At 58.3% G+C, this 21,910-nt stretch carries 28 protein-coding genes and 2 pseudogenes; 13 read left to right on the top strand and 17 right to left on the bottom strand.

All coding sequences use genetic code 11. The features are described from left to right. The first annotated feature begins 15 nt into the window (after positions 1-15). The 3 genes from FPT15_RS18755 to FPT15_RS18745 are packed head-to-tail and all read left to right on the top strand — an operon-like array spanning position 16 to position 2,744. Complete coding sequence (locus FPT15_RS18755) at positions 16-963, top strand: ornithine cyclodeaminase family protein (RefSeq protein WP_145163570.1); 948 nt, start codon at positions 16-18, stop codon at positions 961-963. A gap of 21 nt (positions 964-984) precedes the next feature. Beyond that, entirely contained in the window at positions 985-2,118 is a 1,134-nt protein-coding gene (locus FPT15_RS18750; RefSeq protein WP_145163568.1) for an FAD-binding oxidoreductase, read from the top strand. After that, a complete protein-coding gene (locus FPT15_RS18745; RefSeq protein ID WP_145163566.1) occupies positions 2,118-2,744 on the top strand; it encodes a transcriptional regulator in 627 nt (208 codons plus the stop codon). The genes FPT15_RS18750 and FPT15_RS18745 overlap by 1 nt, the downstream gene beginning before the upstream one ends. Positions 2,745-2,806: 62 nt before the next feature. On the opposite strand, the pseudogene FPT15_RS18740 reads toward FPT15_RS18745, so the two are convergent. The 3 genes and pseudogenes from FPT15_RS18740 to FPT15_RS29815 all read right to left on the bottom strand — a co-directional run. Next, a pseudogene (locus FPT15_RS18740) lies at positions 2,807-3,580 on the bottom strand (ABC transporter substrate-binding protein); the annotation flags it as partial. 472 nt (positions 3,581-4,052) lie between these two features. After that, the gene (locus tag FPT15_RS18735; protein ID WP_145163564.1) at positions 4,053-4,286 is read right to left on the bottom strand and encodes a hypothetical protein; all 234 of its coding nucleotides are present in this window, start codon (positions 4,284-4,286) and stop codon (positions 4,053-4,055) included. A gap of 71 nt (positions 4,287-4,357) precedes the next feature. Then, complete coding sequence (locus tag FPT15_RS29815; RefSeq protein ID WP_177410134.1) at positions 4,358-4,507, bottom strand: hypothetical protein; 150 nt, start codon at positions 4,505-4,507, stop codon at positions 4,358-4,360. Positions 4,508-4,733: 226 nt separating this feature from the next. Between FPT15_RS29815 and FPT15_RS18730 the strand changes: the two genes are divergently transcribed. Next, complete coding sequence (locus FPT15_RS18730) at positions 4,734-4,970, top strand: hypothetical protein (protein ID WP_145163562.1); 237 nt, start codon at positions 4,734-4,736, stop codon at positions 4,968-4,970. Between the two features lie 6 nt (positions 4,971-4,976). On the opposite strand, the gene FPT15_RS18725 is transcribed toward FPT15_RS18730, so the two are convergent. Together FPT15_RS18725 and FPT15_RS18720 are read right to left on the bottom strand one after the other, a co-directional pair. Continuing rightward, positions 4,977-5,192, bottom strand: a complete 216-nt coding sequence (locus FPT15_RS18725) for a hypothetical protein (RefSeq protein ID WP_145163669.1) — start codon at positions 5,190-5,192, stop codon at positions 4,977-4,979. Positions 5,193-5,228: 36 nt separating this feature from the next. Next, positions 5,229-5,939, bottom strand: coding sequence for a glycosyltransferase family 2 protein (locus tag FPT15_RS18720; RefSeq protein ID WP_145163560.1), 711 nt, complete (start codon positions 5,937-5,939; stop codon positions 5,229-5,231). A gap of 169 nt (positions 5,940-6,108) precedes the next feature. On the opposite strand from FPT15_RS18720, the gene FPT15_RS18715 reads away from it, so the two are divergent. The 4 genes from FPT15_RS18715 to FPT15_RS18700 all read left to right on the top strand — a co-directional run bounded on the left by FPT15_RS18715 (position 6,109) and on the right by FPT15_RS18700 (position 7,587). Then, positions 6,109-6,651, top strand: a complete 543-nt coding sequence (locus FPT15_RS18715; protein ID WP_218570663.1) for a cupin — start codon at positions 6,109-6,111, stop codon at positions 6,649-6,651. Positions 6,652-6,710: 59 nt separating this feature from the next. Continuing rightward, entirely contained in the window at positions 6,711-6,992 is a 282-nt protein-coding gene (locus tag FPT15_RS18710) for a hypothetical protein (RefSeq protein WP_145163558.1), read from the top strand. Between the two features lie 101 nt (positions 6,993-7,093). Beyond that, on the top strand, positions 7,094-7,351 hold the full coding sequence (locus tag FPT15_RS18705) for a DUF6555 family protein (protein WP_145163556.1): 258 nt from the start codon (positions 7,094-7,096) through the stop codon (positions 7,349-7,351). Then, on the top strand, positions 7,348-7,587 hold the full coding sequence (locus FPT15_RS18700) for a hypothetical protein (RefSeq protein ID WP_145163554.1): 240 nt from the start codon (positions 7,348-7,350) through the stop codon (positions 7,585-7,587). The genes FPT15_RS18705 and FPT15_RS18700 overlap by 4 nt, the downstream gene beginning before the upstream one ends. A 230-nt stretch (positions 7,588-7,817) precedes the next feature. On the opposite strand, the gene FPT15_RS18695 is transcribed toward FPT15_RS18700, so the two are convergent. The 3 genes from FPT15_RS18695 to FPT15_RS18685 all read right to left on the bottom strand — a co-directional run bounded on the left by FPT15_RS18695 (position 7,818) and on the right by FPT15_RS18685 (position 10,483). Beyond that, positions 7,818-8,744 (bottom strand): NADP-dependent oxidoreductase, encoded by a 927-nt coding sequence (locus tag FPT15_RS18695; protein WP_145163551.1) that lies wholly within the window; start codon positions 8,742-8,744, stop codon positions 7,818-7,820. Between the two features lie 156 nt (positions 8,745-8,900). Next, on the bottom strand, positions 8,901-9,752 hold the full coding sequence (locus FPT15_RS18690) for a DNA/RNA non-specific endonuclease (RefSeq protein WP_145163549.1): 852 nt from the start codon (positions 9,750-9,752) through the stop codon (positions 8,901-8,903). A gap of 449 nt (positions 9,753-10,201) precedes the next feature. Continuing rightward, entirely contained in the window at positions 10,202-10,483 is a 282-nt protein-coding gene (locus FPT15_RS18685) for a hypothetical protein (RefSeq protein WP_178119717.1), read from the bottom strand. A gap of 435 nt (positions 10,484-10,918) precedes the next feature. On the opposite strand from FPT15_RS18685, the gene FPT15_RS18680 reads away from it, so the two are divergent. Together FPT15_RS18680 and FPT15_RS18675 are read left to right on the top strand one after the other, a co-directional pair. After that, on the top strand, positions 10,919-11,593 hold the full coding sequence (locus FPT15_RS18680) for an HAD family phosphatase (protein WP_145163545.1): 675 nt from the start codon (positions 10,919-10,921) through the stop codon (positions 11,591-11,593). Between the two features lie 142 nt (positions 11,594-11,735). Further along, positions 11,736-12,500, top strand: a complete 765-nt coding sequence (locus FPT15_RS18675; RefSeq protein WP_145163543.1) for an OBAP family protein — start codon at positions 11,736-11,738, stop codon at positions 12,498-12,500. A gap of 60 nt (positions 12,501-12,560) precedes the next feature. On the opposite strand, the gene FPT15_RS18670 is transcribed toward FPT15_RS18675, so the two are convergent. Together FPT15_RS18670 and FPT15_RS18665 are read right to left on the bottom strand one after the other, a co-directional pair. Continuing rightward, the gene (locus tag FPT15_RS18670) at positions 12,561-13,019 is read right to left on the bottom strand and encodes an Hsp20 family protein (protein ID WP_145163542.1); all 459 of its coding nucleotides are present in this window, start codon (positions 13,017-13,019) and stop codon (positions 12,561-12,563) included. Positions 13,020-13,264: 245 nt separating this feature from the next. Further along, entirely contained in the window at positions 13,265-13,675 is a 411-nt protein-coding gene (locus FPT15_RS18665) for a phosphate-starvation-inducible PsiE family protein (RefSeq protein ID WP_124528285.1), read from the bottom strand. 239 nt (positions 13,676-13,914) lie between these two features. On the opposite strand from FPT15_RS18665, the gene FPT15_RS18660 reads away from it, so the two are divergent. Next, positions 13,915-14,055, top strand: a complete 141-nt coding sequence (locus tag FPT15_RS18660) for a DUF2256 domain-containing protein (protein WP_145163540.1) — start codon at positions 13,915-13,917, stop codon at positions 14,053-14,055. 45 nt (positions 14,056-14,100) lie between these two features. On the opposite strand, the gene FPT15_RS18655 is transcribed toward FPT15_RS18660, so the two are convergent. The 7 genes and pseudogenes from FPT15_RS18655 to FPT15_RS18625 form a co-directional block, all read right to left on the bottom strand. Beyond that, positions 14,101-14,466, bottom strand: a complete 366-nt coding sequence (locus FPT15_RS18655) for a histone-like nucleoid-structuring protein, MvaT/MvaU family (protein ID WP_145163538.1) — start codon at positions 14,464-14,466, stop codon at positions 14,101-14,103. 157 nt (positions 14,467-14,623) lie between these two features. Then, positions 14,624-14,788 (bottom strand): annotated as a pseudogene (locus tag FPT15_RS18650) (DUF4113 domain-containing protein); the annotation flags it as partial. Between the two features lie 33 nt (positions 14,789-14,821). Continuing rightward, positions 14,822-15,121, bottom strand: a complete 300-nt coding sequence (locus FPT15_RS18645; protein WP_145163534.1) for a hypothetical protein — start codon at positions 15,119-15,121, stop codon at positions 14,822-14,824. A 129-nt stretch (positions 15,122-15,250) separates the two neighbouring features. After that, complete coding sequence (locus FPT15_RS18640; protein ID WP_145163532.1) at positions 15,251-16,204, bottom strand: sugar kinase; 954 nt, start codon at positions 16,202-16,204, stop codon at positions 15,251-15,253. A 70-nt stretch (positions 16,205-16,274) separates the two neighbouring features. Beyond that, positions 16,275-17,327, bottom strand: coding sequence for an L-idonate 5-dehydrogenase (gene idnD / locus FPT15_RS18635; RefSeq protein WP_145163530.1), 1,053 nt, complete (start codon positions 17,325-17,327; stop codon positions 16,275-16,277). An 11-nt stretch (positions 17,328-17,338) separates the two neighbouring features. Further along, positions 17,339-18,703 (bottom strand): MFS transporter, encoded by a 1,365-nt coding sequence (locus tag FPT15_RS18630; RefSeq protein WP_145163528.1) that lies wholly within the window; start codon positions 18,701-18,703, stop codon positions 17,339-17,341. A 91-nt stretch (positions 18,704-18,794) separates the two neighbouring features. Next, positions 18,795-19,562: an SDR family oxidoreductase gene (locus tag FPT15_RS18625; RefSeq protein WP_145163526.1), complete on the bottom strand. Its 768-nt coding sequence runs from the start codon at positions 19,560-19,562 to the stop codon at positions 18,795-18,797. A 253-nt stretch (positions 19,563-19,815) separates the two neighbouring features. Between FPT15_RS18625 and FPT15_RS18620 the strand changes: the two genes are divergently transcribed. After that, positions 19,816-20,553, top strand: a complete 738-nt coding sequence (locus tag FPT15_RS18620) for a FadR/GntR family transcriptional regulator (RefSeq protein WP_145163524.1) — start codon at positions 19,816-19,818, stop codon at positions 20,551-20,553. Positions 20,554-20,581: 28 nt separating this feature from the next. After that, a complete protein-coding gene (locus FPT15_RS18615) occupies positions 20,582-21,835 on the top strand; it encodes an enolase C-terminal domain-like protein (RefSeq protein WP_145163522.1) in 1,254 nt (417 codons plus the stop codon). Positions 21,836-21,910: the final 75 nt, after the last annotated feature.

Raw genomic sequence — 21,910 nt, 5'->3', positions numbered from 1 at the left:
TCCGCGGAGATAGCCATGCCCAGCACGCCTCACGTGATCAACCAGGCCCAGGCCCACGAATTACTTGCGCAAATCGATGTGCCTCACATCCTGCGCAAGCTGTTTCGCGACCTGGCCGCAGGGCTTGCGGTACAGCCGGCGCAACAGCTGGTGGAGTTCCCTCAGGGCGCCGGCGACTTTATCAACTACCTGGGCGTGCTGGCCGAAGACGGGGTTTACGGGGTCAAGACCTCGCCCTACATCGTGCGCGAGCAAGGGCCGCTGGTGACCGCATGGACGCTGTTGATGTCGATGCGCACCGGCCAGCCTCTGTTGCTTTGCGATGCCGCCGAACTGACCACCGCGCGCACCGCAGCCACCACCGCGCTGGCGGTGGATGCGCTGGCACCGGCGGCCGCGCGGCGCCTGGCGATTATCGGCAGCGGCAAGGTTGCGCAGGCGCACGTGCGCTATGTGCAGAACCTGCGCGACTGGCAGCACATCAGCCTGTATTCGCCACGCCTTGGTCGCGCGAATGCCGACACCCTCACCCACCTCAAGGGCCTGGACCCGCGCCTGACCCTCGCCACGAGCTGTGACGCCGCCCTGGAAGACGCCGACGTCATCCTGCTCTGCACCTCCTCGGCAACACCTGTGATCGACCCGACACGCTTGCGCAAACCCGCGCTGATCACCTCCATCAGCACCAACGCGCCGCGCGCCCATGAAGTGCCGCCCGAATGCCTGGAGCACATGCACGTGTTCTGCGACTATCGCCAGACCACCCCAGGCGCGGCCGGTGAAATGCTGATCGCCGGCGAACGGCACGGTTGGGACAAGCGCACCATCGTCGGCGACTTGCCTGAGCTGCTCAGCGACATGGCGCAGCGCCCGGACTACGACCGCCATGTGTTTTTCCGCTCCATCGGCCTGGGCCTGGAAGACATTGCACTGGCCAATGCCCTGTACCAGATCCAGCGCTAACCGCCTTTTGAGGAAACGATCATGAACTCTGCAGACTTCATCATTATCGGCGGTGGCATTGCTGGCGCCTCTACCGGTTTCTGGCTGGCGCAGCACGGCAAGGTGCTGGTACTGGAGCGCGAAAACCACCCGGCCTATCACTCCACCGGGCGCTCGGCAGCCCTCTACACCGCCGCCTATGGCACCCCGCAAGTGCGCGCGCTGACCCTGGCGAGCCGTGCGTTTTTCGACAACCCGCCGCCTGGCTTTTGCGAACATCCACTGCTGACGCCCCGCGGTGAGATGACCGTGGACTTCATTGGCGACCCGGTGGAACTCAACAGCCAATACCTGAGCGCCAAGGCCACCGTGCCGCAAGTCGAGCGGCTGAGTGCCGACGAGGCTTGTGCACGCTTGCCAATCCTGCGGCGGGAGAAAGTCCATGGCGCGATCTTTGACCCTACCGCCAGCGACATCGACACCGACGCCCTGCACCAGGGCTATTTGCGCGGCATCCGTCGCAACCACGGCGACGTGCGCACCGACAGCCACGTACTGGGCTTGAGCCGTGACGCCGACGGCCTGTGGCATGTGCGCACCCAGGACGCGACCTACACCGCCCCAGTCATCATCAACGCCGCCGGCGCCTGGGCGGATCATATCGGCGGGCTGGCCGGCGCGGCGTCCATCGGCCTGCAACCCAAGCGCCGCTCGGCGTTTATCTTCGCCGGGCCCGAGGGTGTGGACACCCACCACTGGCCGATGCTGGTGGCGCTGGACGAAGCCTTCTACATGAAACCCGACGCCGGGATGTTCCTGGGTTCACCGGCCAACGCCGACCCGGTCGAGCCACAGGATGTGCAGCCTGAGGAGCTGGACATTGCCATGGGCATTTACCAGATCGAAGAGGCCACCACCCTGACCATCCGCCGCCCGACCCGCACCTGGGCCGGCCTGCGCAGCTTTGTCCACGACGGTGATTTGCTCTCGGGGTTCGATCCGCAGGTTCCGGGGCTGTTCTGGGTGGCGGCGCAAGGCGGCTATGGCATCCAGACGTCACCGGCCATGGGCCAGGCGAGCGCGGCCCTGGTGCGCGGTAACCCGTTGCCGGAGCCACTGACGCGGTTCGGCCTGGACGCTGGTATGCTCTCGCCCGTCCGCCTGGAGCCGCATTGATGAACACCGCCGAGCAAGAAAAAGTCATGCAGAATTTTCGCGCGATCGCCGATGCGATCGCCACGCTGTTCTTCCCCCATGCCGAAGTGGTGCTGCATGACTTGCGCACGCAAAAGGTCGATTACATCGCCAACAACCTGTCCAAACGCGCTATCGGTGACGACTCGTCGCTGGAGGACATGCTCAGCGATGACGTCAGCGAAGTGAACATCGGCCCGTACGAAAAGCTCAACTGGGACGGTCAGAAAATCCGCAGCCTGAGCACCGTGCTGCACGACCACAAAGGGCGCCGGCTTGCCGTGCTGTGCATCAACCTGAATATCTCGCTGTTCGAAAACGCGAAGGCGGCGCTGGACCTGTTTCTGTCGCCGAGCAAGCTGATCCCGCAGCCGGACTCGCTGTTTCGCGATGACTGGCAGGAACGGATCAACACCTTCCTGCATGCGTGGATGCGCGAACGCCAGTTGAGCCTGAATCTGCTGACGCGCGACCACAAGCGCGAGCTGGTGTTGGCGCTGCATGCCGAAGGCGCGTTCAAGGGCAAGAGCGCGTCGAACTATGTGGCGAATGTGCTGGGCATGGGACGGGCGACGGTTTACAAACACCTCAAGGAATTGAAGGGCTGACCCGTCGCACGAGCCGGCGTGCCGGCCCCTGCGGGGAGTCGGCACGCCGGCTTGAGGCGCCAGTCGCCGTAGATGTCGGACTTGAAATACTGCTGTGAAATCTTCTGGTACTCGCCATTGGCGCGGATACCGTCGATGGCCGCGTTCAGCTCGCCGACCAGTTCGGTATTGCCTTTGCGTACCGCAATCCCGGCGCCCTCGCCCACGTATTTCGGGTCCTTGAGTTCAGGGCCGACAAAGGCATAGCCCTTGCCACGTGGCATCGACAGAAAGTCGCTCAGCGGGATGGTGTCGGCAAAGATCGCATCGAGGCGCCCTGATGCCAGGTCCATGTAGATTTCTTCGTTGTTGCTGTAGCGCTTGACGTTGATGCCCTTGGGCTCGAACACCTCGGTGGCATAACGGTCGGTGGTCGTGGCGCGCTGCACCCCGACGGTCTTGCCCTGGAGGCTGGCGTACTGGTCATCCACGGCTGCGCCGTCCTTCATCACCAGGCGTGAGGAGGTGAAATAGTATTTGTGGGTGAAGTCCACCGACTTCTTGCGGTCTTCATTGATGGTCATGGACGACAGGGCCATGTCGATTTTCTTCACTTTGAGGGAAGGAATCAGACCGTCGAATTCGCCCTCGACCCACACGCATTTGACGTTCATCTGCGCGCACAAGGCGTTGCCGATGTCGTAGTCGAACCCGACGATCTTGCCATCCTGAGTCTTGGAGGCGAACGGTGGGTACGCCGCCTCAATGCCGATGCGCAAGGTTTTTTCGGCCGCCAGCACATGGCTGGAAGCGAGCAGGCTGAGGGCCAGGGCGGTGATAAGCGTGTGTTTCTTCATGATTGAGGTCTCGCAAGTTATTGTTGGTTTGGCAAGCGTGAAGAAATAAAAGCAGGGTTGACGCATTTTTTGTACTTATAATTCCATACTGGACTTTTACGTATCGCACGTCAATCCGCCTTCCCTTCAGGAAAAAAACACCCGCCTCCATCGTTCCTAAACAAAACCTCCCATGAAACTGTATCTGGGCTGCGCACAATAACGCCGCGCGCTGCAAATGCAGCTGGCACTCAAACTGACCTGTTGCTGCTGGATGTGCTGATGCGGCATGTGGGTGGCTGGCAGGTACTGGCGGGTGACTGCGCCGATGAACAATGGGCTGATCGTGGCGCAAATCATCATCGACCAGAAGCCTATGAACCTGCTGTTGCGTGTGGACCACGCGCGCGACCTGCTCCGGCGGGCACGGCAAAGCAGCCTGTAATCAGACTGCGACACAGGGCAAGACCACAGCGACTAAAGCCCGTGGCCCTCACAACACAAGCAGCGCCTCATGCAATTGAATGCACGGTGTAGCGCCCTCGGCACGCCGGCTGTGCAGCCAGTCACGCGTCTTGGCAATATCGAAGATCTGGCCGTTGTCCATCAACGCCAGGATCAGTTCGTCTGCCACCCGATAACGCCCGCAGTCCGGGCAGTCGCGTTCTTCCCACGGGCCGTCACAGGAAACCCGTTCGGCCACTCCCACACAAATGAGGCAATTCATCGCGATCACCCTTTTTATCATTGTAAGCGGTGCAGTCCAGGCTGCTCGCGACAGCCCGGACCTCACGGAATTTACTGGCTTTCCTGTGACTTGCCTTCCTGCATCTGCACCGAGGACTTGCTACCGCTGGTGTTGTCCTTGGTGGTGTTATTGGCGCTGTCAAAACAGCCGTGCAGCATCAACACACTGCACAGCCCCAAGCATCTATATAACGTCTTCATCATCGTTTACCTGTTAGTGAGGTGGGTGAAAGCGCAAGGCCTTGCCAGGCGTCAGACTGTTATCGGTCCACACATGATTTATCTGGCCGGAGCGCAGCCGCGCTCGTTCAACTATTAGGCTCAATAGCTGACGAGTGGTTGGGACGTTACGCGGGTTAAAAAAACTGAATCATTCATCCCACCCGCCCTCTTCCTATTAAAGGGTCTGGCAATTAAGGAAGCGGGTTTGAGTAATCTGGATTGGGTGCAGTGGCCAGCAATGCTGGTGACGGTTCTGGCGGCGTGGCTGATCGGCTCTCAGCGCCCCTCGCGCAGAATGGCGGGGTTCGTGTGCTTTTGTTTGAGCAATATTCTGTGGGTTGTCTGGGGCGCTTACGCTGATGCCTATGCGCTGATCGTGCTGCAGATCTGCCTGGGCTTGATGAACCTGCGCGGGTTTAAAAAGAACTTCCAGAATCAGTGATCCGGGTCATTCGGACGCCCGGTGTGTGCGCTGATTCTTCCTGAAGCCGCGCGCGTTCATGCCCAGCAGCGTGCACTCGAGCACGATCAACGCATAGGCATTCGCGTGCCAGCCCCAAGCCACCCATAAGGCGTTGCTGAGGATGAAGCCCCAAAACGCGAACATGCGCCGGCGAGGCCGTTGAGAGCCGATGAACCAGGCCGAGATCACCGTCACGACCATCGCGGGCCATTGCACCCAGTCGATAAGCACCCGAGGTCACCCGGCCCCAAGCGTGAAGTTTGCACTCGCGCAGGGCTCGCTCACCACGTGGCCCGTGCCAGGCATGAGCGAAGCCAGGTACTCGCCGAAGCCGCCCCGACATTTGTAATCGCGGCGCGCACTGGTGATCACCGGGTTGGTGGCTGTCCACGCAATTCGCGCGCCGGTCCTTTCCAGGTCAGCCACCAGGCGCACGTCCTCGTGGGCAACCAAATGCTGAAACCCGCCGGCGTTGCGATAGGCGTCTGCACTCAGGCCCAGGTTGGCGCCATGGATATGCCGATGGTTTTCGACAAATTGGTAGAGGGCGAGGTATCGAGAGCGTGCGACTTCGTCGTACTCGCTCCAGCTGTCCACTTCGACGGTGCCACACACCGCATCGGTGCCGAACGCGAGCTGGCGCACCAGCCAATCCTGCGGCACGAGCGTATCGGCATCGGTGAAGGCCAGCCATTGGGCACCGGCCTCCAGCAGTTGCTCTGCGCCGACCGCCCTGGCCTGGCCGACGTTTCTAAAGCAGACGTCAAGCGTTGCCACGCCCAGTGCGGTTGCCCGCGCGCCTGTTTGGTCCGAGCAGTCGTCCAGCACCACGAGGACCTCGACGCGCTGGTTTTGCAATGCCGGATGTTCAATGGCAAGCAGCACCGAAGCCAGGCAATCACTGATATGCCTTTGCTCGTTATGGGCAGGTATCACAATCCCTATCATTGACGTTCCCTCTACCTGGCGAAGTGTCTCCAGCTATCGACACCTCGCTTATCACGAAGGTTTAAAGTTTCTGGAACGTCCCTAGGCCGTGGCCGCTCAGATAGTTTATCGGCGCGCCACACTGGCGCTCAGCGGCTTTGCACTGTTAATGCGTGCAGGAGAACACGGCATGAAAAACGCGCATCCATCGGCAGGTACGGTCAAGACCTTGCTGCTCGAACGCAACGGCTGGGTGCCGAACAACCCGCGCTTGCCGGTGATCATTTACCCAAACGCCATCCCCGTAACAGGAAGTGATCCGGCGGCGCTGTTTGAACAGACGTTTTCGGCAAACGGCTGGCCGCCACAATGGCGGGACGGGGTCTACGACTACCATCACTACCATTGCGAAGGGCATGAGGTATTGGGCGTCGCCCGTGGTCATGCTCGCCTGATGCTCGGCGGGCCCAATGGCCACGTGGTGTCGGTGAAGCCAGGCGACGTGTTGCTGCTTCCCGCCGGTACCGGTCATTGCAATCTCGGTTGCAGTGAAGACTTTCAGGTGGTTGGCGCCTACCCGCCCGGCCAGCACGCAGATATAGGCCGCGAGGCACCGAGCGACGCGCAGCTGCAGAGCATTGCCGGCCTGGCGTTTCCACAGCAAGACCCGGTTCAGGGCGACGCGGGCGCCGTGTGTGCACATTGGTCTGACTTGCGCGCAACTATCGAATGAACAGCAGGGTCAAAAATCGACACTGTTGAATTCGCAGTCACCACAGAAGGTAGCCCGTTATGTCCTACGATTATCAAGGTATTGCCAGCGTCATTACTGCATCACGTCACCTGGGAACCGGCTCAGACGAACACCTCAATGAGTCGGTGAACATCCAATTGACCAGCAGCGGCAAGCCGACGATTGCGCGCCTGAGCTTCGACAAGCCCCTGCAATGGCCCGGTCACCCCAACTTTGTCGCGGTCAACCTGCCGGACGGCACCTCGATTGGCGGCGTCATTATGGAAATCGAAAGAGCGAATGACGGCCCGGGTTGGGTGACCTTTACCGTGGACGACTGACACGTGCGAGTGTCGCCAGCACGGCCATCGAATTGTCAGACAACTTTTTTGAATCTTCTTTGACGCCAAATATCTGTACTTCATGAGCAACAGGAGGCCTCATGAAAGCGAGCGATCTATTTACCATCGAGTATCAGCTTCACGGGGTGCCGAAGTCTTTCATCGTTCGCGCGCCGCAGATGGACAACGCCCAGGCCTGGCACTGGGCCAGCTGCGACGCCGGCGTCGCAGTGATACCCAAATTTGGCCAGAACACGCTCAAGCGCGTTTCCAAGCCGATGGCCGAGCAATATGGAATTACTCACGTGCGCTGGAACAGCGCAGCAGAGATTCAATGGATGGAGGAACTCACGCAATGACCCGTCAAACCCTTCAATACTCCACGAGACAGGCGTGGGATGACCAAATCGCGCACACCACCGAGATGTTTTTCGAAGCCGATCGACTCGAAGCGGCGGCCTACAACATCATCGAATCCTACAGCGGTGACACGGCGACCTGGGCACGCTTCAGCCAGGCCAAGCAGACCGCCGACAGACAACGCGCCGCCGCGCATCAAGAATGGATGCGAATACAGCGGGCGATGCGCAACTAGTCAGCCGCCAGCCCTGTCACGGCAGGGCTGGCTTGCTGGCCTCATGCACCCGACTCTGGATCCTTCGACGGTCCGCCGGGGGCAACTGCGCCCTGATTGACATCAGGCTCCCAGGGCCGGGCGACATTCGGGTCTCCTGATTTGTCACTTCGTTTCACCGTCTCGGGGCGTACTTTCTGCCCGGTAGGGGCGCCTTCAGGTCGCCTCAACTGATCGCTCATGCAGCCTCCTCAATCGCTCACGTGCAGGACCACCTTGCCGTGCACATGCCCGTTGGCCAGAAAGTCCAATGCCTCTACTGCCGCCGCCAGCTCGAACTGCCTGGCGATATAGACCTGCACATTGCCGGCCTCGATCAACCCGGCAATCTCGGTCAACTCTGCGCCGCGCGGCGCCGCCGTAAACCGCGTACCGGTCTTGCCCGCGGCCTGTGGATGATGGGCATCGGGCTGGGTCAAGGTCGACACCAGCCGCCCGCCCTCGCCCAGCACCTGCCATGAGCGCGCTTGCGTATCGCCGCCAATCAGGTCGATGACCAGGTCAAAGTCCTGGCAGATGTCTTCGAAACGCTCGGTCTTGTAGTCAATCGCACGGTCCACGCCCAGCTCACGCAAAAACGCCAGGCTGTCGGTGGATGCCGTGGCGTAGACCTGCGCGCCCTTGACCTTGGCAAATTGAACGGCGAAGTGCCCAACACCGCCGGTGCCACCGTGGATCAGGACCTTTTGCCCCTGCTCGATGTGGCCATGCTCCACCAACGCCTGCCAGGCGGTATGGCCCGCCAGTGGCACACCGGCGGCGACCGGCCAATCAAGCGCGGCCGGAATGCGCGCCAGATGCGCGGCAGGCACGCGGGCATATTCGGCGTAGCCGCCATCGGCGCCGATCATTGCAAAGACCCGGTCGCCCGGTTTGAAATCACTGACACCCTGCCCGACCTTCTCGACCACACCGGCCAATTCGCGGCCCAGGGTCAACGGCAGTTTGTCCTGCTTGACCTCGGGGTATTGGCCCTGGCGAATCTTGTAGTCCACCGGGTTGATACCCACAAAAAAATTCTTCACGAGCACTTCGCCCGTTTTCGGTTCCGGCACTTCGACATCGCGTAGCTGCATGACCTCGGGGCCGCCGAACCGCTCAATCCTGATTGCTTTCATGCCACACCCCTCATTGTCTTTTCAGAACACACAGGGGTGTGGAGGACTGTCGGCAACCCGGGGTTCAGTGGGTGTTGGTTTATGCAGACCAACGGTTCGGTCTGCCCTGCGAAAGCGCCTACGCGTTTTGCTCCGCATAGGCGCTTTGTGTGAGGGTTATTTACAGCCGATACGGCCCGGCAACTGGCCCTGCTTCGCCTTCAGCGCAGCCTGCACCGGCTGCGGCAAATTGCTCCAGAAGGTCAGCCCCGAACGCTCTTCGATTTGGTTCACGGTGACCTGGTAGTCGCAGAAGTTGGCGCCTTTGGGCGTCTCCTGGTTCATCACAAACGATGCGTACACACCGTTTTCGGGCGAGCTGCCGACAAAGATGATTTTCCAGTAGCCACTGGGAATGGTGTGCACTTTGTTTGTGCCCGGCAGCGTGCCGACAAAATGCTCATACAGCGGCCCGGTGGTGACATACACCTGGTCGACGCCCGCCTGCTTGCTGAGGTTGCGCTCCTGATCTTCAAGATGCGCCCAGGGCCCCTGGTTGAGGTCGGACTTCTGCGGGGTGATGTTGGACAAATAATTGAGCGTCTGCCAGTCAGGCACGCCCGCCATGGAGGCGAGGTTGGCCTGATGGCCACGGTCGACTTTGAGCGCGACATTCGCGCCGTTGTAATCCACCGGGTCGAGCGTTTCCCCGGCCGGAATGTCCGGATCCGTCTTCCAATCGCGCGGGCGTCCGCTCGCCGGGGTGTCCTTGGTGATTTTGTACGAGACCCAGTTGGCAAACTTGGTCGAGCCGTTGTTGTTCAGCGTGTAGGCCTGACGGTTCAACGTCAGAGGGCTGCCGCCGGCCGGACAGCCCACCGCGCAGTTGTCGAACTGCAACGCCTGCTGTGGCTGAGCCTGAGGCTGGGCAATGACTGCAGATTCGCGGTTTCTATCCGGTGTGGTACAGGCGGCAACGAGCGGGATCAACAGAAACGCGAGGTGCTTGAACTTCATACTTCCTTGCATGGTGTAGCTCCTTGGGTGGATCAATGACAGAGGTCAATGGAAAGCCGACCGTTGCGATTCCATCGCGGGTCGACATAAACATTAAACCACTTTAAACATTTCAATATGAGGAAGGCTTTCAGGTCGTTTGAAAAAACGGATTCGACATTGCCTTACCAGGCGTTGAGGTCATTCAACGCGGCCAAGCAAAAAACAAGGTGGCCATCGAGGCGATGGGCTCAGGGGCGGATAGCGATGCAGGCGGGATTTTCGGCTGGTCATCCTGTTATCGACTGCCGTGGATGGGTTGATGGCGTTCATGAAACGGACGCTGCTACGCAGGCCGTTTTTTGCAGGGAGCCCTGCGTGATGGGATGGCAACTCGGGATTGGCGCGCGGCCTTTTGAGCCGCCGCCTTTATCGAAGACAAACCCGCGTGAAGAAGCTAGGGCATAAAGCCCTAGCAGGTATCACTTTTTCTTTTTCGGCGACTTCTCTGACTTCTCGGATTTTTCTGACTTCTTCGCCTTTTCTGGCTTGCTATCCGCTTTTTTTACGGACTTCTTTGGTTCGGCTTTTACAGATTTCTTCGGTTCGGCCTCTTTTTTCTTGTCTTTCTTCTCGGAAGACTTTGAAAGAGCCGATGCTGCTGCGGATTTTTTTGCGGGTGAGGACTTTTTGTCTTTCAATTCCTTGCTGGCTTTCGAAGCGTCACCTTTGCTTTTCTTCTCGTCTTTAGCCACGTTGCCCACCTCTCGGAGTATGCCGATATTGGCAAATCGCCTGTGCAATTCGTCACAAGCTAATCGTTAGGTAAGCGTGTTCAGCGGCGGTTCAAATTTTTGCTGTGTCGAAATCGACTGACCGATTGGGTGTCGCCTTTGCAGATCCAGGTTTTCCGCAATCTTGTATCGGGACCGTACGGCACAACGGCGAGCAATCCCTTTTGGTTGGCAGCCGGTGTGGCGTGAACACACACCCGTCGCCGACGAAATAATGAACGCGTGGCGGCCTCACGTTTCAGAACGGTATGCGCCAAGCTTTGATTGACGGGAGATAGGCAATGGGGGTCGCGTTAGAGCGGCCCGCTGATGATGAACGAATTGAAAAAACAATGACCGCTTAATCTCAAACTGCCAACGAACTACCCGTCACGAACATTACAGCTATCAACCTGGAGACACGCCATGCGACCTCAAACATCTTTTATATTCGACCTCGATGGCACGCTCACCGACAGCGTTTACCAAAACGTGGCGGCGTGGAAAGAGGCTCTTGATTCCGAGGGCATCCCGCTGGCTATGTGGCGTATCCATCGCAAGATCGGCATGAGCGGAGGGCTGATGTTAAAGACCCTGTCGCGTGAAACGGGTGTAACCATTACTGCAGCGCAAGGCGCGACGTTAAGTAAAAAACATGCCGCTGCCTACGAGGCCCTCAAAGGCCAGATAACGGCACTTCCAGGTTCAGTCGAGTTATTAAAAACACTGACTGAAGAAAATAAACAGTGGTGCATCGCCACCAGCGGCGGTTTGTCTACTGCCAAGATCAATCTAGAAGCGCTTGGCTTGGATATTAACGAGATCAATATAATCACCCGCGACGATGTTAAATACGGCAAGCCGGATCCAGATCTTTTCCTTGCCGCAGCGCGCAAGCTCAACGTGCCGATTGAGGATTGTGTGGTAGTGGGAGATGCCATATGGGACATGCTTGCGGCAAGGCGCTGCAAAGCGACAGGCGTCGGCTTGCTTTCCGGTGGCTACGATATCAGCGAGCTTGAAAGAGCCGGAGCGCTGAGGGTGTACGAGGACCCGCAAGATCTTTTGCAGCATTTAGAGGAAGTCGCCTCCAGGCCGTGATTTCCCACAACCCATCCAGTTTTTTAACAGCCGTATGACGCTGCCCGATGGATATCCAAAGCGCTGTAATCGAATGGTGTGCCAAAACCCTTTTCAAGCAGCCTGGCAGGCACACAATGAAATCGACTGAAGGGACTCTCCAATGAGCGCAATCTGCAAACCCTATGGGATCAACACGCTGTGCGCGGCGGTGCTGGCTCCATTGCTCGCCGCCTGTGCGGGCAACAACTCGCCCTCTAATGTCGTCGCGCCGGGGGATACCAAATCGCCCACTACGCAGTCCCTGGATGCAGGCGCCGCACTGCTTCAATCACGCCCGCCGATAGACGCATTGAATGCCTACCTGGATGGCTTCCATTTTTATAACGGCCATATGAATGCCCAGATGGAGGCCCACCATTACTGCGCCATCCTCAACGAGGAAGTCATCCAGTGTGTGATCTACGATGGCAATCGCAAGGACGCCAAACTGATGGGGGTCGAGTACATCATCAGCGAACAATTGTTTGCCGGTCTGCCCAAAGCCGAGCAAGCGCTTTGGCACAGTCATGTTCACGAAGTGAAATCAGGTCAGCTCATAGCGCCCGGCATCCCTGAAGTAGCCGAGCATGCATTGATGGAAAAACTCGTCCATACCTATGGCAAGACGTGGCATACCTGGCATACCGATCTCAATAAAGACCTGCCCTTGGGCGTGCCCCAGCTCATGATGGGTTTCACAGCAGATGGGCAGGCAGACCCTCAGATGGTTGCAGATCGGGATCGTCGATTCGGCGTCGATAGCGCGCAAAAGAAGAACGCGCGAGTGGACATACCGGCCCCCGCCGTTGCGCCAGGCGCGGATGCGTGGCGTCAGGGCAAGGTTTTCCAGATCGTTGATCCGACGAACACGCCGCATCAGCACTGACGTCATCGCGCATTAAACGCCAATAAGAAAAAGGCGCTCCGAAGAGCGCCTTAAAGGGAATCATTGCAGGCTTACTTGACGCTGGTCTGGCTTGCCGGCGGTACCGATCTGGATGCGTTTTGGCTTGGCTTCTTCGGGAATCACTCGAAGCAGCTCGATTGCCAACAGACCATGGGTCAGCGATGCACCCTGCACCTCGATATGGTCAGCCAGCCGGAAGGACAAGCGGAAGGCCCGCTGCGCAATCCCTTGGTGAAGGTAAGTCACCTTCTCGTCGTTTTCACGTTTTCCACCAGAAACGTTCAATACGCCATTTTCAACCTGAATATCTATGTCCTCCTCAGTAAGGCCCGCCACTGCAATCACGATGCGGTATTGATCATCACCGTGTTTCTCGACGTTATGAGGTGGATAGGTGTTACCGGCCTCGCTACGAAGCGCCGATTCAAACAGGTCGTTGAAGCGATCAAAACCCACAGACTGACGAAACAGAGGGGCCAAAGAGAGAGTAGTAGCCATAGCAAAATCTCCTGAGTTTTCTCCAAGTGATTTAAGACGCGACCCGTTTGCGGCATCGCGTAAAACCGAAAATAGGTGCTGCCAAAACATTTTCAAGGGCATCTCGAAAAAAATTTTCCAACTCAAAATCTTGGGTGAAAACCTTGCGCACAGCGTGCCGCGCAGGCGCAGGTCTGAAGCGATTTTCTCTCGCCAGAACGCGCCTGCAGCGAGCGAATGCGTCAGCTGCTTGAGGGCGGCGCTTGCTACTCAGACAGGTCGCGGTGCCGCAAAAGCCAGCAAAGCAGGCCCAGTACCAGCGTCGCGAAACCTAGCGCCGCGATGGTCGAAGCCGGAGTGACGGCCGAATCGAGGATGACAAATTTTCGGCTCAGGGCCAGCAACGCAATCATCAGTACCGTTCTGACCTGCACGACGCTGTTTCGCCTGAGGGCGGGTCGCACTATCGAATGCTTGAATTCCAAGGCAATCAATACCGTGAAAATGGAGCCGAATAGTGCCTGGAATGCGTTGTGATCCAGCGGATCAATGGCTCCCCCTATCAGAAGGGGCACTACATTCCTGCAGAGTTGCAACACGGCGATAACGATCACCAGCGCTATGATCAGGCTCAGCGTCAGCACCACCAATTGCTCGAAGCGTTCATAGGCGCTCATCAACGCCCACTGGATTTTAAAGTTTTTGAATGTCGAGTTATTCTCACGATTTTCTGGATGAAGCTTAGACACGACCTCTCTCCTCTTGTCTTGGAGGACTTATGTAAGACGCTCGAAGTAAGTTCATGAAAAGATAGCTATTGTCTTGAGTTTCAGGACTGCTGATCTGCGCTTGAGATGCGCACCGTTTCACGGGTTGATCAGGTAAGGGCATACGAATTTAATATCAAGGACGCCTCTTGAAAAAGTCAGAGCTTCCAGTCAAAACCTGTGCTACCTGTGGGCTTCCGTTCACATGGCGAAAGAAATGGGCCCGTTGCTGGGACCAAGTACGCTATTGCTCGGAGCGCTGCAGACGCAGCAAATCACTCAAATCCTGAATAAAAAAAAGGGCTCTTTAAGCCCTTTTTGTGTTCAAGCGAAGTTTACTTGGTCAGCCAGGACTCAACCGTGTCAGCGCCGTGCTTGCTTTTCCACTCTTTCAAGCCTTTGTGATTACCACCTTTGGTTTCAATGGTTTCTCCAGTGTGCGGATTTTTATAAACCTTCACCTGACGAGCTTTGCGGGTGCCCGCTTTTGGCGCCGGTGCAGTAGCGCGGCCCTTGGATTGTGGATCGAGCAGGTTGATCACGTCTTTGAGGCTATAGCCATACTTTGCGAGCAAATCGCGAAGCTTGGTTTCAAATTCAATTTCTTTCTTTAGACCGGCGTCGCCTTTAAGCGCTTCGAGCGCTTGAAGTTGCTCAGCCAGGTGTTTTTCGAGTTGACGAAATTCTGCGAGTTTAGACATGGGAAACCTCTTCTAGATGTGTTGTTACGTTACACCAAAAAAGACATGTGCATGAACTGGTAAACCTGTCGACACGCGTCCGGGGTCATGAATTGAATCCCATAGGAAGAGTAAGTTCAGCTACTGGGAGAATAGAAATCCCGTGCCTGGACCGTATCTACCGGCAGTAAACAGTCCAAAGCTGATCGACACGGGTCGTGAAACGTTGGCTCATCATCTCTCTTCGCATGCTCCAATCCGGATCGATAAGCACGCCGGCCAAGCGCATCGTCCCCCTGCTCCACCGGCCGTTGATTGCATCCAGAACGCCCATGACCTTCTGCGTAGTGACCATAATGCAAACGCCAAATACTGACTATTGGTGAGTGTCCGCCTCTTCAGCCGGATAAAACTCGCCCTCCTTCCCCATCTTTTTCAACCGTTCGCGCACGATCAACTCAACGCTGGCCACTGCCGCCTGATCGTCAGGGTTGACCAACTGCAAGCACAGGCGTTGGACATTCTGGTCGTGCGTGCCCTCGCTCATCATTTCGTGAGTGAAGACTTGTCCACCACGCCACAGGCACAGCTGGGTATGCGTCTCGCCCAGCCATATCTCGTTGATTGATCCAAGGTCGGCCGTCGCCAGTTGATCCACGGTGATTGTCTTATCCATAGCGCTGTACCTTACCGATGAGTAGATACAGGTAGACTTGCAGGCGTAGTGGGTCGTTCCCGGCGTCGGCCGTTCAACCGCACCAGTGGTGGTCAACCACGCGCCAAACGAAAAAACACGCCGAAGCGTCTATTGCGTAAATCCAGGCATTGCCTCCCGTGCAATTATTGCCCCCGGGTACTGAATGACTCGCCCGGCCAGTCGATGACCTTCGGCAGCTGCTTGCTGCGGTATGCCTCCTTGCAGCCGACAGGCCAGGTAAGCGGCACTGAACGCGTCACCGGCGGCGGTAGAATCAATCACCCTGGCAACCCTGGTCGCAGCGACTTCGTGCAACGCCCCCTGGTACTGAAGCAGGCAGCTCTGCGCACCGCGCTTGATCACCACCTCATTCACCCCCATTTGCCGGTAGCGTTTGAAGATCGACTCGACGTCGTCCTCCTCGAACAGGGCCTGCTCATCGTCAAGGGTCAACAAGGCCAGATCCAGATGAGGCAGCAGGCGTTGATAGGTATCTGTCGCCTGCTGACGGTCGCGCCACAAGCGGGGCCGGTAGTTATTGTCGAATACCAGTTTGGCGCCGCGCGCACGCGCCGCGATCAATCGCGGCAACACACGATCAAGTCCCGCTTCACCGAGCACGGCCAGTGTGATGCCGCTTAGATAGAACACGCTATAGTCGTCCAGCGCCGTCAATACCTGCGCAGCCGCAGCATGGGTAAAACACTCGCGGACGGCGGCTTCGTTGCGCCAATACAAAAAACGCCTTTCGCCCTGGGCGTCAGTCTGGATGCAATACAATCCCGGCAGGCGTTCCGGCAGACGCTGCACCAGCGAAAGGTCCAGCCCCTCACTGGCCCAGGCGGCACACATGGCATCGCTGAAACTGTCATCGCCCAGCGCCGTGACATAAGACACCTGCCATTTGGCAGCGACCAGACGACGCAAATAAACGGCCGTGTTCAGCGTATCGCCGCCAAAGCTCTGGTGTAGCTGGCCGTCAGAGCGTTGTTGCAGTTCGATCATGCATTCGCCGATCAGGGCAATACGCAGAGGCGCTTGGGGCGGCGCTATGAAAGTCATGACGTTCAATTATCCGATGCGGTTCATAAACAGCCCCTCGCATGGGAGGGGCCGAGGCGTAAAACGGTGTTCAAGCGAAGATCAGTTGCACCTTCGCCGCCTTGCTTTTGTCGCCGGCCAGCTCCAATGCCTCAACCACCTGGTGCTGACTGAACTCAGCGGACAGCAGCGGCAGCGGATCGATACGGCCACTCTCCAGCCAACGCACCGATGTGGTGAATTCGTCGATAAAACGGAACGAGCCGACCAATTTGATTTCTTTGACCAGCAGCAGGCCCAGCGGCATCTCGACCGTGTTGTGGCCCATGCCCACTTGCACCACCGTGCCTTTGGGGCGCGTGAACGCTGCCGTGGAGGCGATGGCTGCCGGTGAACCGGAGGCTTCGAAGCAGACATCGAAGTACCCACCCTCCTCGGCCCATGACGCGGTGCGTGCGGTGTCGGTCGGGTCCACGGCGAGCGTCGCGCCCATTTGCAGGGCCAGTTCGCGGCAGCGCTCGCTCATGTCGGTGGCAACCACTTCGGCGGCACCCGCCTTGAGCGCGGCCGCCATCACCAGGCACCCGATCGGGCCGGAGCCGGTGACCAGGACCTTTTTGCCCACCAGGTCACCGGCCTGATGCACCGCGTGAATGGCGACAGCCAACGGCTCGGCGAACACCATCACGCTGTCTTTGGAGCTGTCGGCGTAAGGCACGCATTGCTGCTCAGTCACGGCGACGTAGTCGGAAAAACCACCGTTCACATGGGGGTTGAATTGCGCGCTGCCCATGAACTTCATGCTGCGGCAGACATTCTGTTTGCCCTCCAGGCACAGTGCGCAGCGGTTGCACGGCTGCGACGGGTTGACTGCAATCCGCTGCCCGACCTTCAGCGTGCTGCCCGTGGGCACGGCGGCAATCACCCCGATGAACTCGTGCCCCAGCACCAGCGGGTTCTTGAGGATCGACATGCCCGCCTTGGCATGCTGGTAATAATGAATATCGGAGCCGCAGATCCCACCGCGACTGACCTTGACCAGGACCTGCTCCTCGTCGGAGTACGCCAGGGGCAGCGATGTATGGCGTACGTCCTTGATCCCGTAGGCGACACAGGCGCGGTTTTCGATTGTTTGAATAGCCATTGCGATTTACCTCATGCCTGGGAAGGTTTGCCCAGCGGGCGGTCGGATTCAGGTGCGGATGTGGATTGCTTGTTTGGCAGCTCGACGACTTCGATCTTGCCCACCAGAAAGGTGTAAGCGAGCAGCCCCATCAATGCCACGGCGGCGATGTAAAACATGGCGTACTGAAAGCTGTGGGTGCGCTCCAGAATCACCCCGATAACAATCGGGCTGATGATCCCCGACAAATTGCCGAAGATATTCAAAAAACCGCCCAGCGTGCCGATCAGGTGCCGTGGAATGACGTCACTGCACACCACCCAGCCAAGATTGGAGAAGGCATTGGCGAAGAACGCCACGGACAGAATCGCGATGGCAATCACCGGCTGGTCTTCGAAAAAATTCACCAGGCAAATGCTGGTCGTTACCGCCAGCCCGCACATCACCGGAATCTTGCGCGCCTTGGTGCGCGAATGACCGCGCTTGAGCAGCATATCGCTGAGTACGCCGCCACACAGCACGCCGCACATGGCCATCAGATACGGGAACATGGCGCCGATCCCGGCGGTGGCAATCGACAGGCCCAGGCCTTTTTCCAGATAAACGATGAACCAGGTGAGGAAGAAATACAGGGTCGAGGACGCGGCGAACTGAGCGATAAACAACCCCCACACCGTCGGCTGCCGCAGCACGTGGCGTACGTCCGGCCAGTTGACCCTGGTGCTGTTGCCTCGCTGGTTGGCCGAACCATAGCCACCACCGTCGCGGATCATGTCCAGTTCTGCCTGATTAGCTTTGGTGCTGTGCTGGGGATCGCGATAGGCGATCAACCAATAGATGCCGAAGACGATGCCCACTGCCCCAGAGAGGTAGAAGGACGCTTCCCAGCCCCAGGTGGCGACGATGTAAGACAGCACCGGCGTCAGCACCGCCAGGCCAATGTACTGCGCGCTCGAATAGACCGCAGTGGCTCGCGCCCGCTCATGGTCGGGGAACCAGTTGGCGATGATCTTGGTGTTGGAAGGAAACGATGGGGCTTCAGCGACGCCGATCAGCGCGCGGCAGACCAGCAGCATCACAAACGACGCCGACGCGGTGGCGAACATATGATGGGAAGCGAAGCCCATGACAAATGTGAACACACTCCACAGGATAATCGCGCTGCCGTACAAGCGTCGTGGCCCCACGCGGTCGAGTACGTAGCCGACAGGCACCTGGCTCATGGCGTAGAACCAGGTGAACATCGAAAACAGCAGGCCCAACTGGGTCGGCGACAAGGCGAACTGGCCTTGAATCGCCGAGCCGGCCACCGACAGGTTGGCGCGGTCCATATAGTTGATTGCCGTGACCACAAACAGCATGGCCAAGACCGAAAGTCTTGCGCGTGTGGGTTTCATCGCTCTACCTATTTATTTGTATTTATCAGGTAAGTGCTTGCGCCCGCGGGCATGGCGAACAGGCAATGCTCGCCTTATCGAACGGCCCCGATCAGAGCGTGGCCAGCCAGCCTCCATCGACATAAATAATTTGGCCGCTCACATAGTTAGAGGCCTGGGATGAGAGGTAGACCGCCGTGCCGATCAACTCATCGGGGCGCCCCCAGCGTTGGGTCGGGTTGCTGCTTTTAACCCAATGATCGAAGTCCGGATTGTCCACCAGGGCCGCGTTCATTTCGGTCAGGATGTAACCCGGCCCGATGGCGTTGCACTGGATATTGAACTGCGCCCATTCAGCGGCCATGGCCTTGGTCAGCATCTTGATGCCACCCTTGGCAGCCGTATAAGGCGCAACCGTGGCGCGGGCCGCTTCGCTGGTCAGGGAGCCGATGTTGATGATCTTGCCGCCACGCCCAGCGGCCACCAGACGCTTGGCCACCGCCCGGCCAACGATGAAGGCACTGGTCAAGTTGACGTCCAGCACTCGCTGCCAATCGGCCAGCGCCAACTCGAGCATCGGCTGACGGTGCTGGATACCTGCGTTGTTGATCACGATATCGACCAGCACGCCCTGGCTGTCGAGTTCGCGGAACATCGCCTCCACCGCCGCTTCATCCGCGACATTGAACAGATGACCCGTGGCGCGATACCCCTTGGCAGTGAGCTGGCCGACGGCGTCTTCCAGACGCGCCGCGTCGGTGCCATTGAGGATCACCGTGGCACCCGCCTCTGCAAGCCCAAGTGCGTAGGAGAAACCCAGGCCGCGAGTGGAACCGGTTATCAGTGCGGTGCGTCCGCTCAAATCGAAAAGTGATGACATGATTTCCTCGGTGTTCAGCGTTTTTTATTCTTGGAACAAAGCCCCGATACGCCTGGCGACGCCACAACTTAACTAATAAGTTGGCCGTAAAAATACGAACTCATGGGACAACCTGAGGCTATCCTGATCTCGAATCGGCGCAATAATCAAGAAAAAAATCCACTTTCTCCCCTTCAATGTATTTACTTCTTAGATTTATTGGCGGAAGGTGCTAAAAGAATCAAACTTATGTGACGAGTTGAAAACCACAAAAATGAACCGTGAAATCGTCAAAACGCAAAACACCGTCAACGCTGTTTACGAGCAGATGAAGCACAACATTCTGGAGGGTCTCTGGCCGCCCGGCAGCAAGCTGCCCTCCGAATCCGAGCTGATCGCCACCTTCGACGTGAGTCGGGTCAGTGTGCGCAGCGCGGTCCAGCGGTTGCGCGGCCTGGGCATCGTGGTAACGCATCAAGGCAAGGGCACCTTCGTCATCAAGGACCTTGAGCAGCACGGCGTGCTCAATGACAGCCAGCCGATCATGCATCTGTCCCAGGAAGAATTCGAAGACATGCGGGTGTTTCGCGAGGCAGTGGAGTTTCGCTGCATGGAACTGGCAGTCAAGCACGCCACCAGCGACGACATCGCCCTGCTGGAAGCGGCCCTGAACCGGATGCTGGTGAACAAGGACGATTACAAGCGCTATTCCCAGGCCGACTTTGACTTCCACTACGCCATCGTCAAGGCCTCGCACAACAAGATCTTCATCCATGCCATGGATTCGATCCGGCACATCTACCTGTATTACCTCGAAGAGTTGAATCGCGTACTGGGGGTTACCCTGGAAAGCGTCAATGCGCACATCAAGGTCTACATGGCGATTAAAAACCATGACGCCGTGGCTGCGGCCGAGACCCTCAACGAGGCGATGGCCAACAACGTAGACGCGATCAACGAGGCACGGCTCATCGAGTCACGCAACAATGCCGGCGACGGATTCAAGACATAAGCAAACGACAGCTCAATGGGAGAGCGAGATGGAATCCATAACAATCACAAATGTAAAAACGATTCTCACCGCGCCAGGCGGCATTGATCTGGTGGTGGTAAAAGTGGAAACCAACCAGCCGGGGCTCTACGGCCTGGGCTGTGCAACGTTTACCCAGCGTATCTTCGCGGTCGAGGCGGCCATCGAGCAGTACATGAAACCCTTCCTGATCGGCAAGGATGCGCTGCGCACCGAAGACATCTGGCAGTCGGCGGCCGTCAGCGGTTACTGGCGCTCCGGGCCGATCATGAACAACGCACTGTCCGGTGTGGACATGGCGCTGTGGGACATCAAGGGCAAGGTCGCCGGGTTGCCGGTCTACCAGATGCTCGGTGGCCGCTGCCGCGATGGCGTGCCGTTGTACCGCCACTGTGACGGTGAAGATGAAGTCGCAGTGGAAGACAGCATTCGCGCAGCCATGGAAGAAGGCTATCAGCACGTGCGCTGCCAGATGGGCATGTACGGAGGCTCTGGCACCGAGGACCTGAAGCTGATTGCCGGCAAGCTGGCCAGGGCGAAAAACATCCAACCGAAAATCTCACCGCGCAACAAGACCCACGGTATCTACTTCGATCCGGATGCCTACTTGCGTGCCGTGCCCAAACTGTTCGATCACCTGCGCGACAAGCTGGGTTTCGGTGTCGAGTTCATTCACGACGTGCATGAACGCGTGTCGCCGATCGCCGCCGTGCAATTGGCGAAGAACCTCGAACAACACCAGTTGTTTTTCCTCGAAGACCCTGTTGCACCGGAAAACATCGAGTGGCTGAAAACCCTGCGCGCGCAGAGTTCGACCCCGATTTCCATGGGTGAACTGTTCACCAACGTCAACGAATTCAAGCCGCTGATCCAGAACAACCTGATCGACTTTATCCGCTGCCATGTCAGCACGGTCGGCGGCATTACACCGGCGAAAAAAATCGCCACCTTCGCCGAGTTCCACGGTGTGCGCACGGCGTGGCATGGCCCGGGCGATATCTCGCCGGTCGGCGTGGCCGCCAACCTGCACCTGGACCTGAGCACCACCAACTTCGGCATCCAGGAATGGACCCCGCTCAACGACAATCTGCTGGACGTTTTTCCTGGCTGCCCGGAAATCGACCGTGGCTACGCCTACCTCAGTGACCGGCCGGGTATCGGCGTGGACATCGACGAGGAAAAAGCCAAGCGCTATCCGTGCCAGGGCGGCATTCCAAGCTGGACCAATGCACGCCTGCCGGACGGCACGGCGGCGCGTCCCTGAAAGGTCCCGGGGGCGACGTCGGTCACCCCTCGCCTGGCGTCTGCGCCAAGGCCCCGGCGCTGATCCGCTGCACCT

The sequence above is a fragment of the Pseudomonas sp. RGB genome (assembly GCF_007713445.1).
In the GTDB taxonomy this organism is placed as follows: Bacteria; Pseudomonadota; Gammaproteobacteria; order Pseudomonadales; family Pseudomonadaceae; genus Aquipseudomonas.
This window is presented reverse-complemented; position numbering and strand designations above follow the sequence as displayed.

Excerpts from the sequence above, each read along its gene's own strand:
- FPT15_RS18725 (WP_145163669.1), bottom strand. The coding sequence starts at position 5,192 with ATGGTCGTGACGGTGATCTCGGCCTGGTTCATCGGCTCTCAACGGCCT.
- FPT15_RS18710 (WP_145163558.1), top strand. The coding sequence starts at position 6,711 with ATGTCCTACGATTATCAAGGTATTGCCAGCGTCATTACTGCATCACGT.
- idnD (WP_145163530.1), bottom strand. The coding sequence starts at position 17,327 with ATGGCTATTCAAACAATCGAAAACCGCGCCTGTGTCGCCTACGGGATC.
- FPT15_RS18715 (WP_218570663.1), top strand. The coding sequence starts at position 6,109 with ATGAAAAACGCGCATCCATCGGCAGGTACGGTCAAGACCTTGCTGCTC.
- FPT15_RS18700 (WP_145163554.1), top strand. The coding sequence starts at position 7,348 with ATGACCCGTCAAACCCTTCAATACTCCACGAGACAGGCGTGGGATGAC.
- FPT15_RS18645 (WP_145163534.1), bottom strand. The coding sequence starts at position 15,121 with ATGGATAAGACAATCACCGTGGATCAACTGGCGACGGCCGACCTTGGA.
- FPT15_RS18745 (WP_145163566.1), top strand. The coding sequence starts at position 2,118 with ATGAACACCGCCGAGCAAGAAAAAGTCATGCAGAATTTTCGCGCGATC.
- FPT15_RS18665 (WP_124528285.1), bottom strand. The coding sequence starts at position 13,675 with ATGAGCGCCTATGAACGCTTCGAGCAATTGGTGGTGCTGACGCTGAGC.
- FPT15_RS18630 (WP_145163528.1), bottom strand. The coding sequence starts at position 18,703 with ATGAAACCCACACGCGCAAGACTTTCGGTCTTGGCCATGCTGTTTGTG.
- FPT15_RS18625 (WP_145163526.1), bottom strand. The coding sequence starts at position 19,562 with ATGTCATCACTTTTCGATTTGAGCGGACGCACCGCACTGATAACCGGT.
- FPT15_RS18615 (WP_145163522.1), top strand. The coding sequence starts at position 20,582 with ATGGAATCCATAACAATCACAAATGTAAAAACGATTCTCACCGCGCCA.
- FPT15_RS18705 (WP_145163556.1), top strand. The coding sequence starts at position 7,094 with ATGAAAGCGAGCGATCTATTTACCATCGAGTATCAGCTTCACGGGGTG.
- FPT15_RS18735 (WP_145163564.1), bottom strand. The coding sequence starts at position 4,286 with ATGAATTGCCTCATTTGTGTGGGAGTGGCCGAACGGGTTTCCTGTGAC.
- FPT15_RS18755 (WP_145163570.1), top strand. The coding sequence starts at position 16 with ATGCCCAGCACGCCTCACGTGATCAACCAGGCCCAGGCCCACGAATTA.
- FPT15_RS18720 (WP_145163560.1), bottom strand. The coding sequence starts at position 5,939 with ATGATAGGGATTGTGATACCTGCCCATAACGAGCAAAGGCATATCAGT.
- FPT15_RS18750 (WP_145163568.1), top strand. The coding sequence starts at position 985 with ATGAACTCTGCAGACTTCATCATTATCGGCGGTGGCATTGCTGGCGCC.
- FPT15_RS29815 (WP_177410134.1), bottom strand. The coding sequence starts at position 4,507 with ATGAAGACGTTATATAGATGCTTGGGGCTGTGCAGTGTGTTGATGCTG.
- FPT15_RS18655 (WP_145163538.1), bottom strand. The coding sequence starts at position 14,466 with ATGTCTAAACTCGCAGAATTTCGTCAACTCGAAAAACACCTGGCTGAG.
- FPT15_RS18640 (WP_145163532.1), bottom strand. The coding sequence starts at position 16,204 with ATGACTTTCATAGCGCCGCCCCAAGCGCCTCTGCGTATTGCCCTGATC.
- FPT15_RS18670 (WP_145163542.1), bottom strand. The coding sequence starts at position 13,019 with ATGGCTACTACTCTCTCTTTGGCCCCTCTGTTTCGTCAGTCTGTGGGT.
- FPT15_RS18620 (WP_145163524.1), top strand. The coding sequence starts at position 19,816 with ATGAACCGTGAAATCGTCAAAACGCAAAACACCGTCAACGCTGTTTAC.
- FPT15_RS18690 (WP_145163549.1), bottom strand. The coding sequence starts at position 9,752 with ATGCAAGGAAGTATGAAGTTCAAGCACCTCGCGTTTCTGTTGATCCCG.
- FPT15_RS18695 (WP_145163551.1), bottom strand. The coding sequence starts at position 8,744 with ATGAAAGCAATCAGGATTGAGCGGTTCGGCGGCCCCGAGGTCATGCAG.
- FPT15_RS18680 (WP_145163545.1), top strand. The coding sequence starts at position 10,919 with ATGCGACCTCAAACATCTTTTATATTCGACCTCGATGGCACGCTCACC.
- FPT15_RS18675 (WP_145163543.1), top strand. The coding sequence starts at position 11,736 with ATGAGCGCAATCTGCAAACCCTATGGGATCAACACGCTGTGCGCGGCG.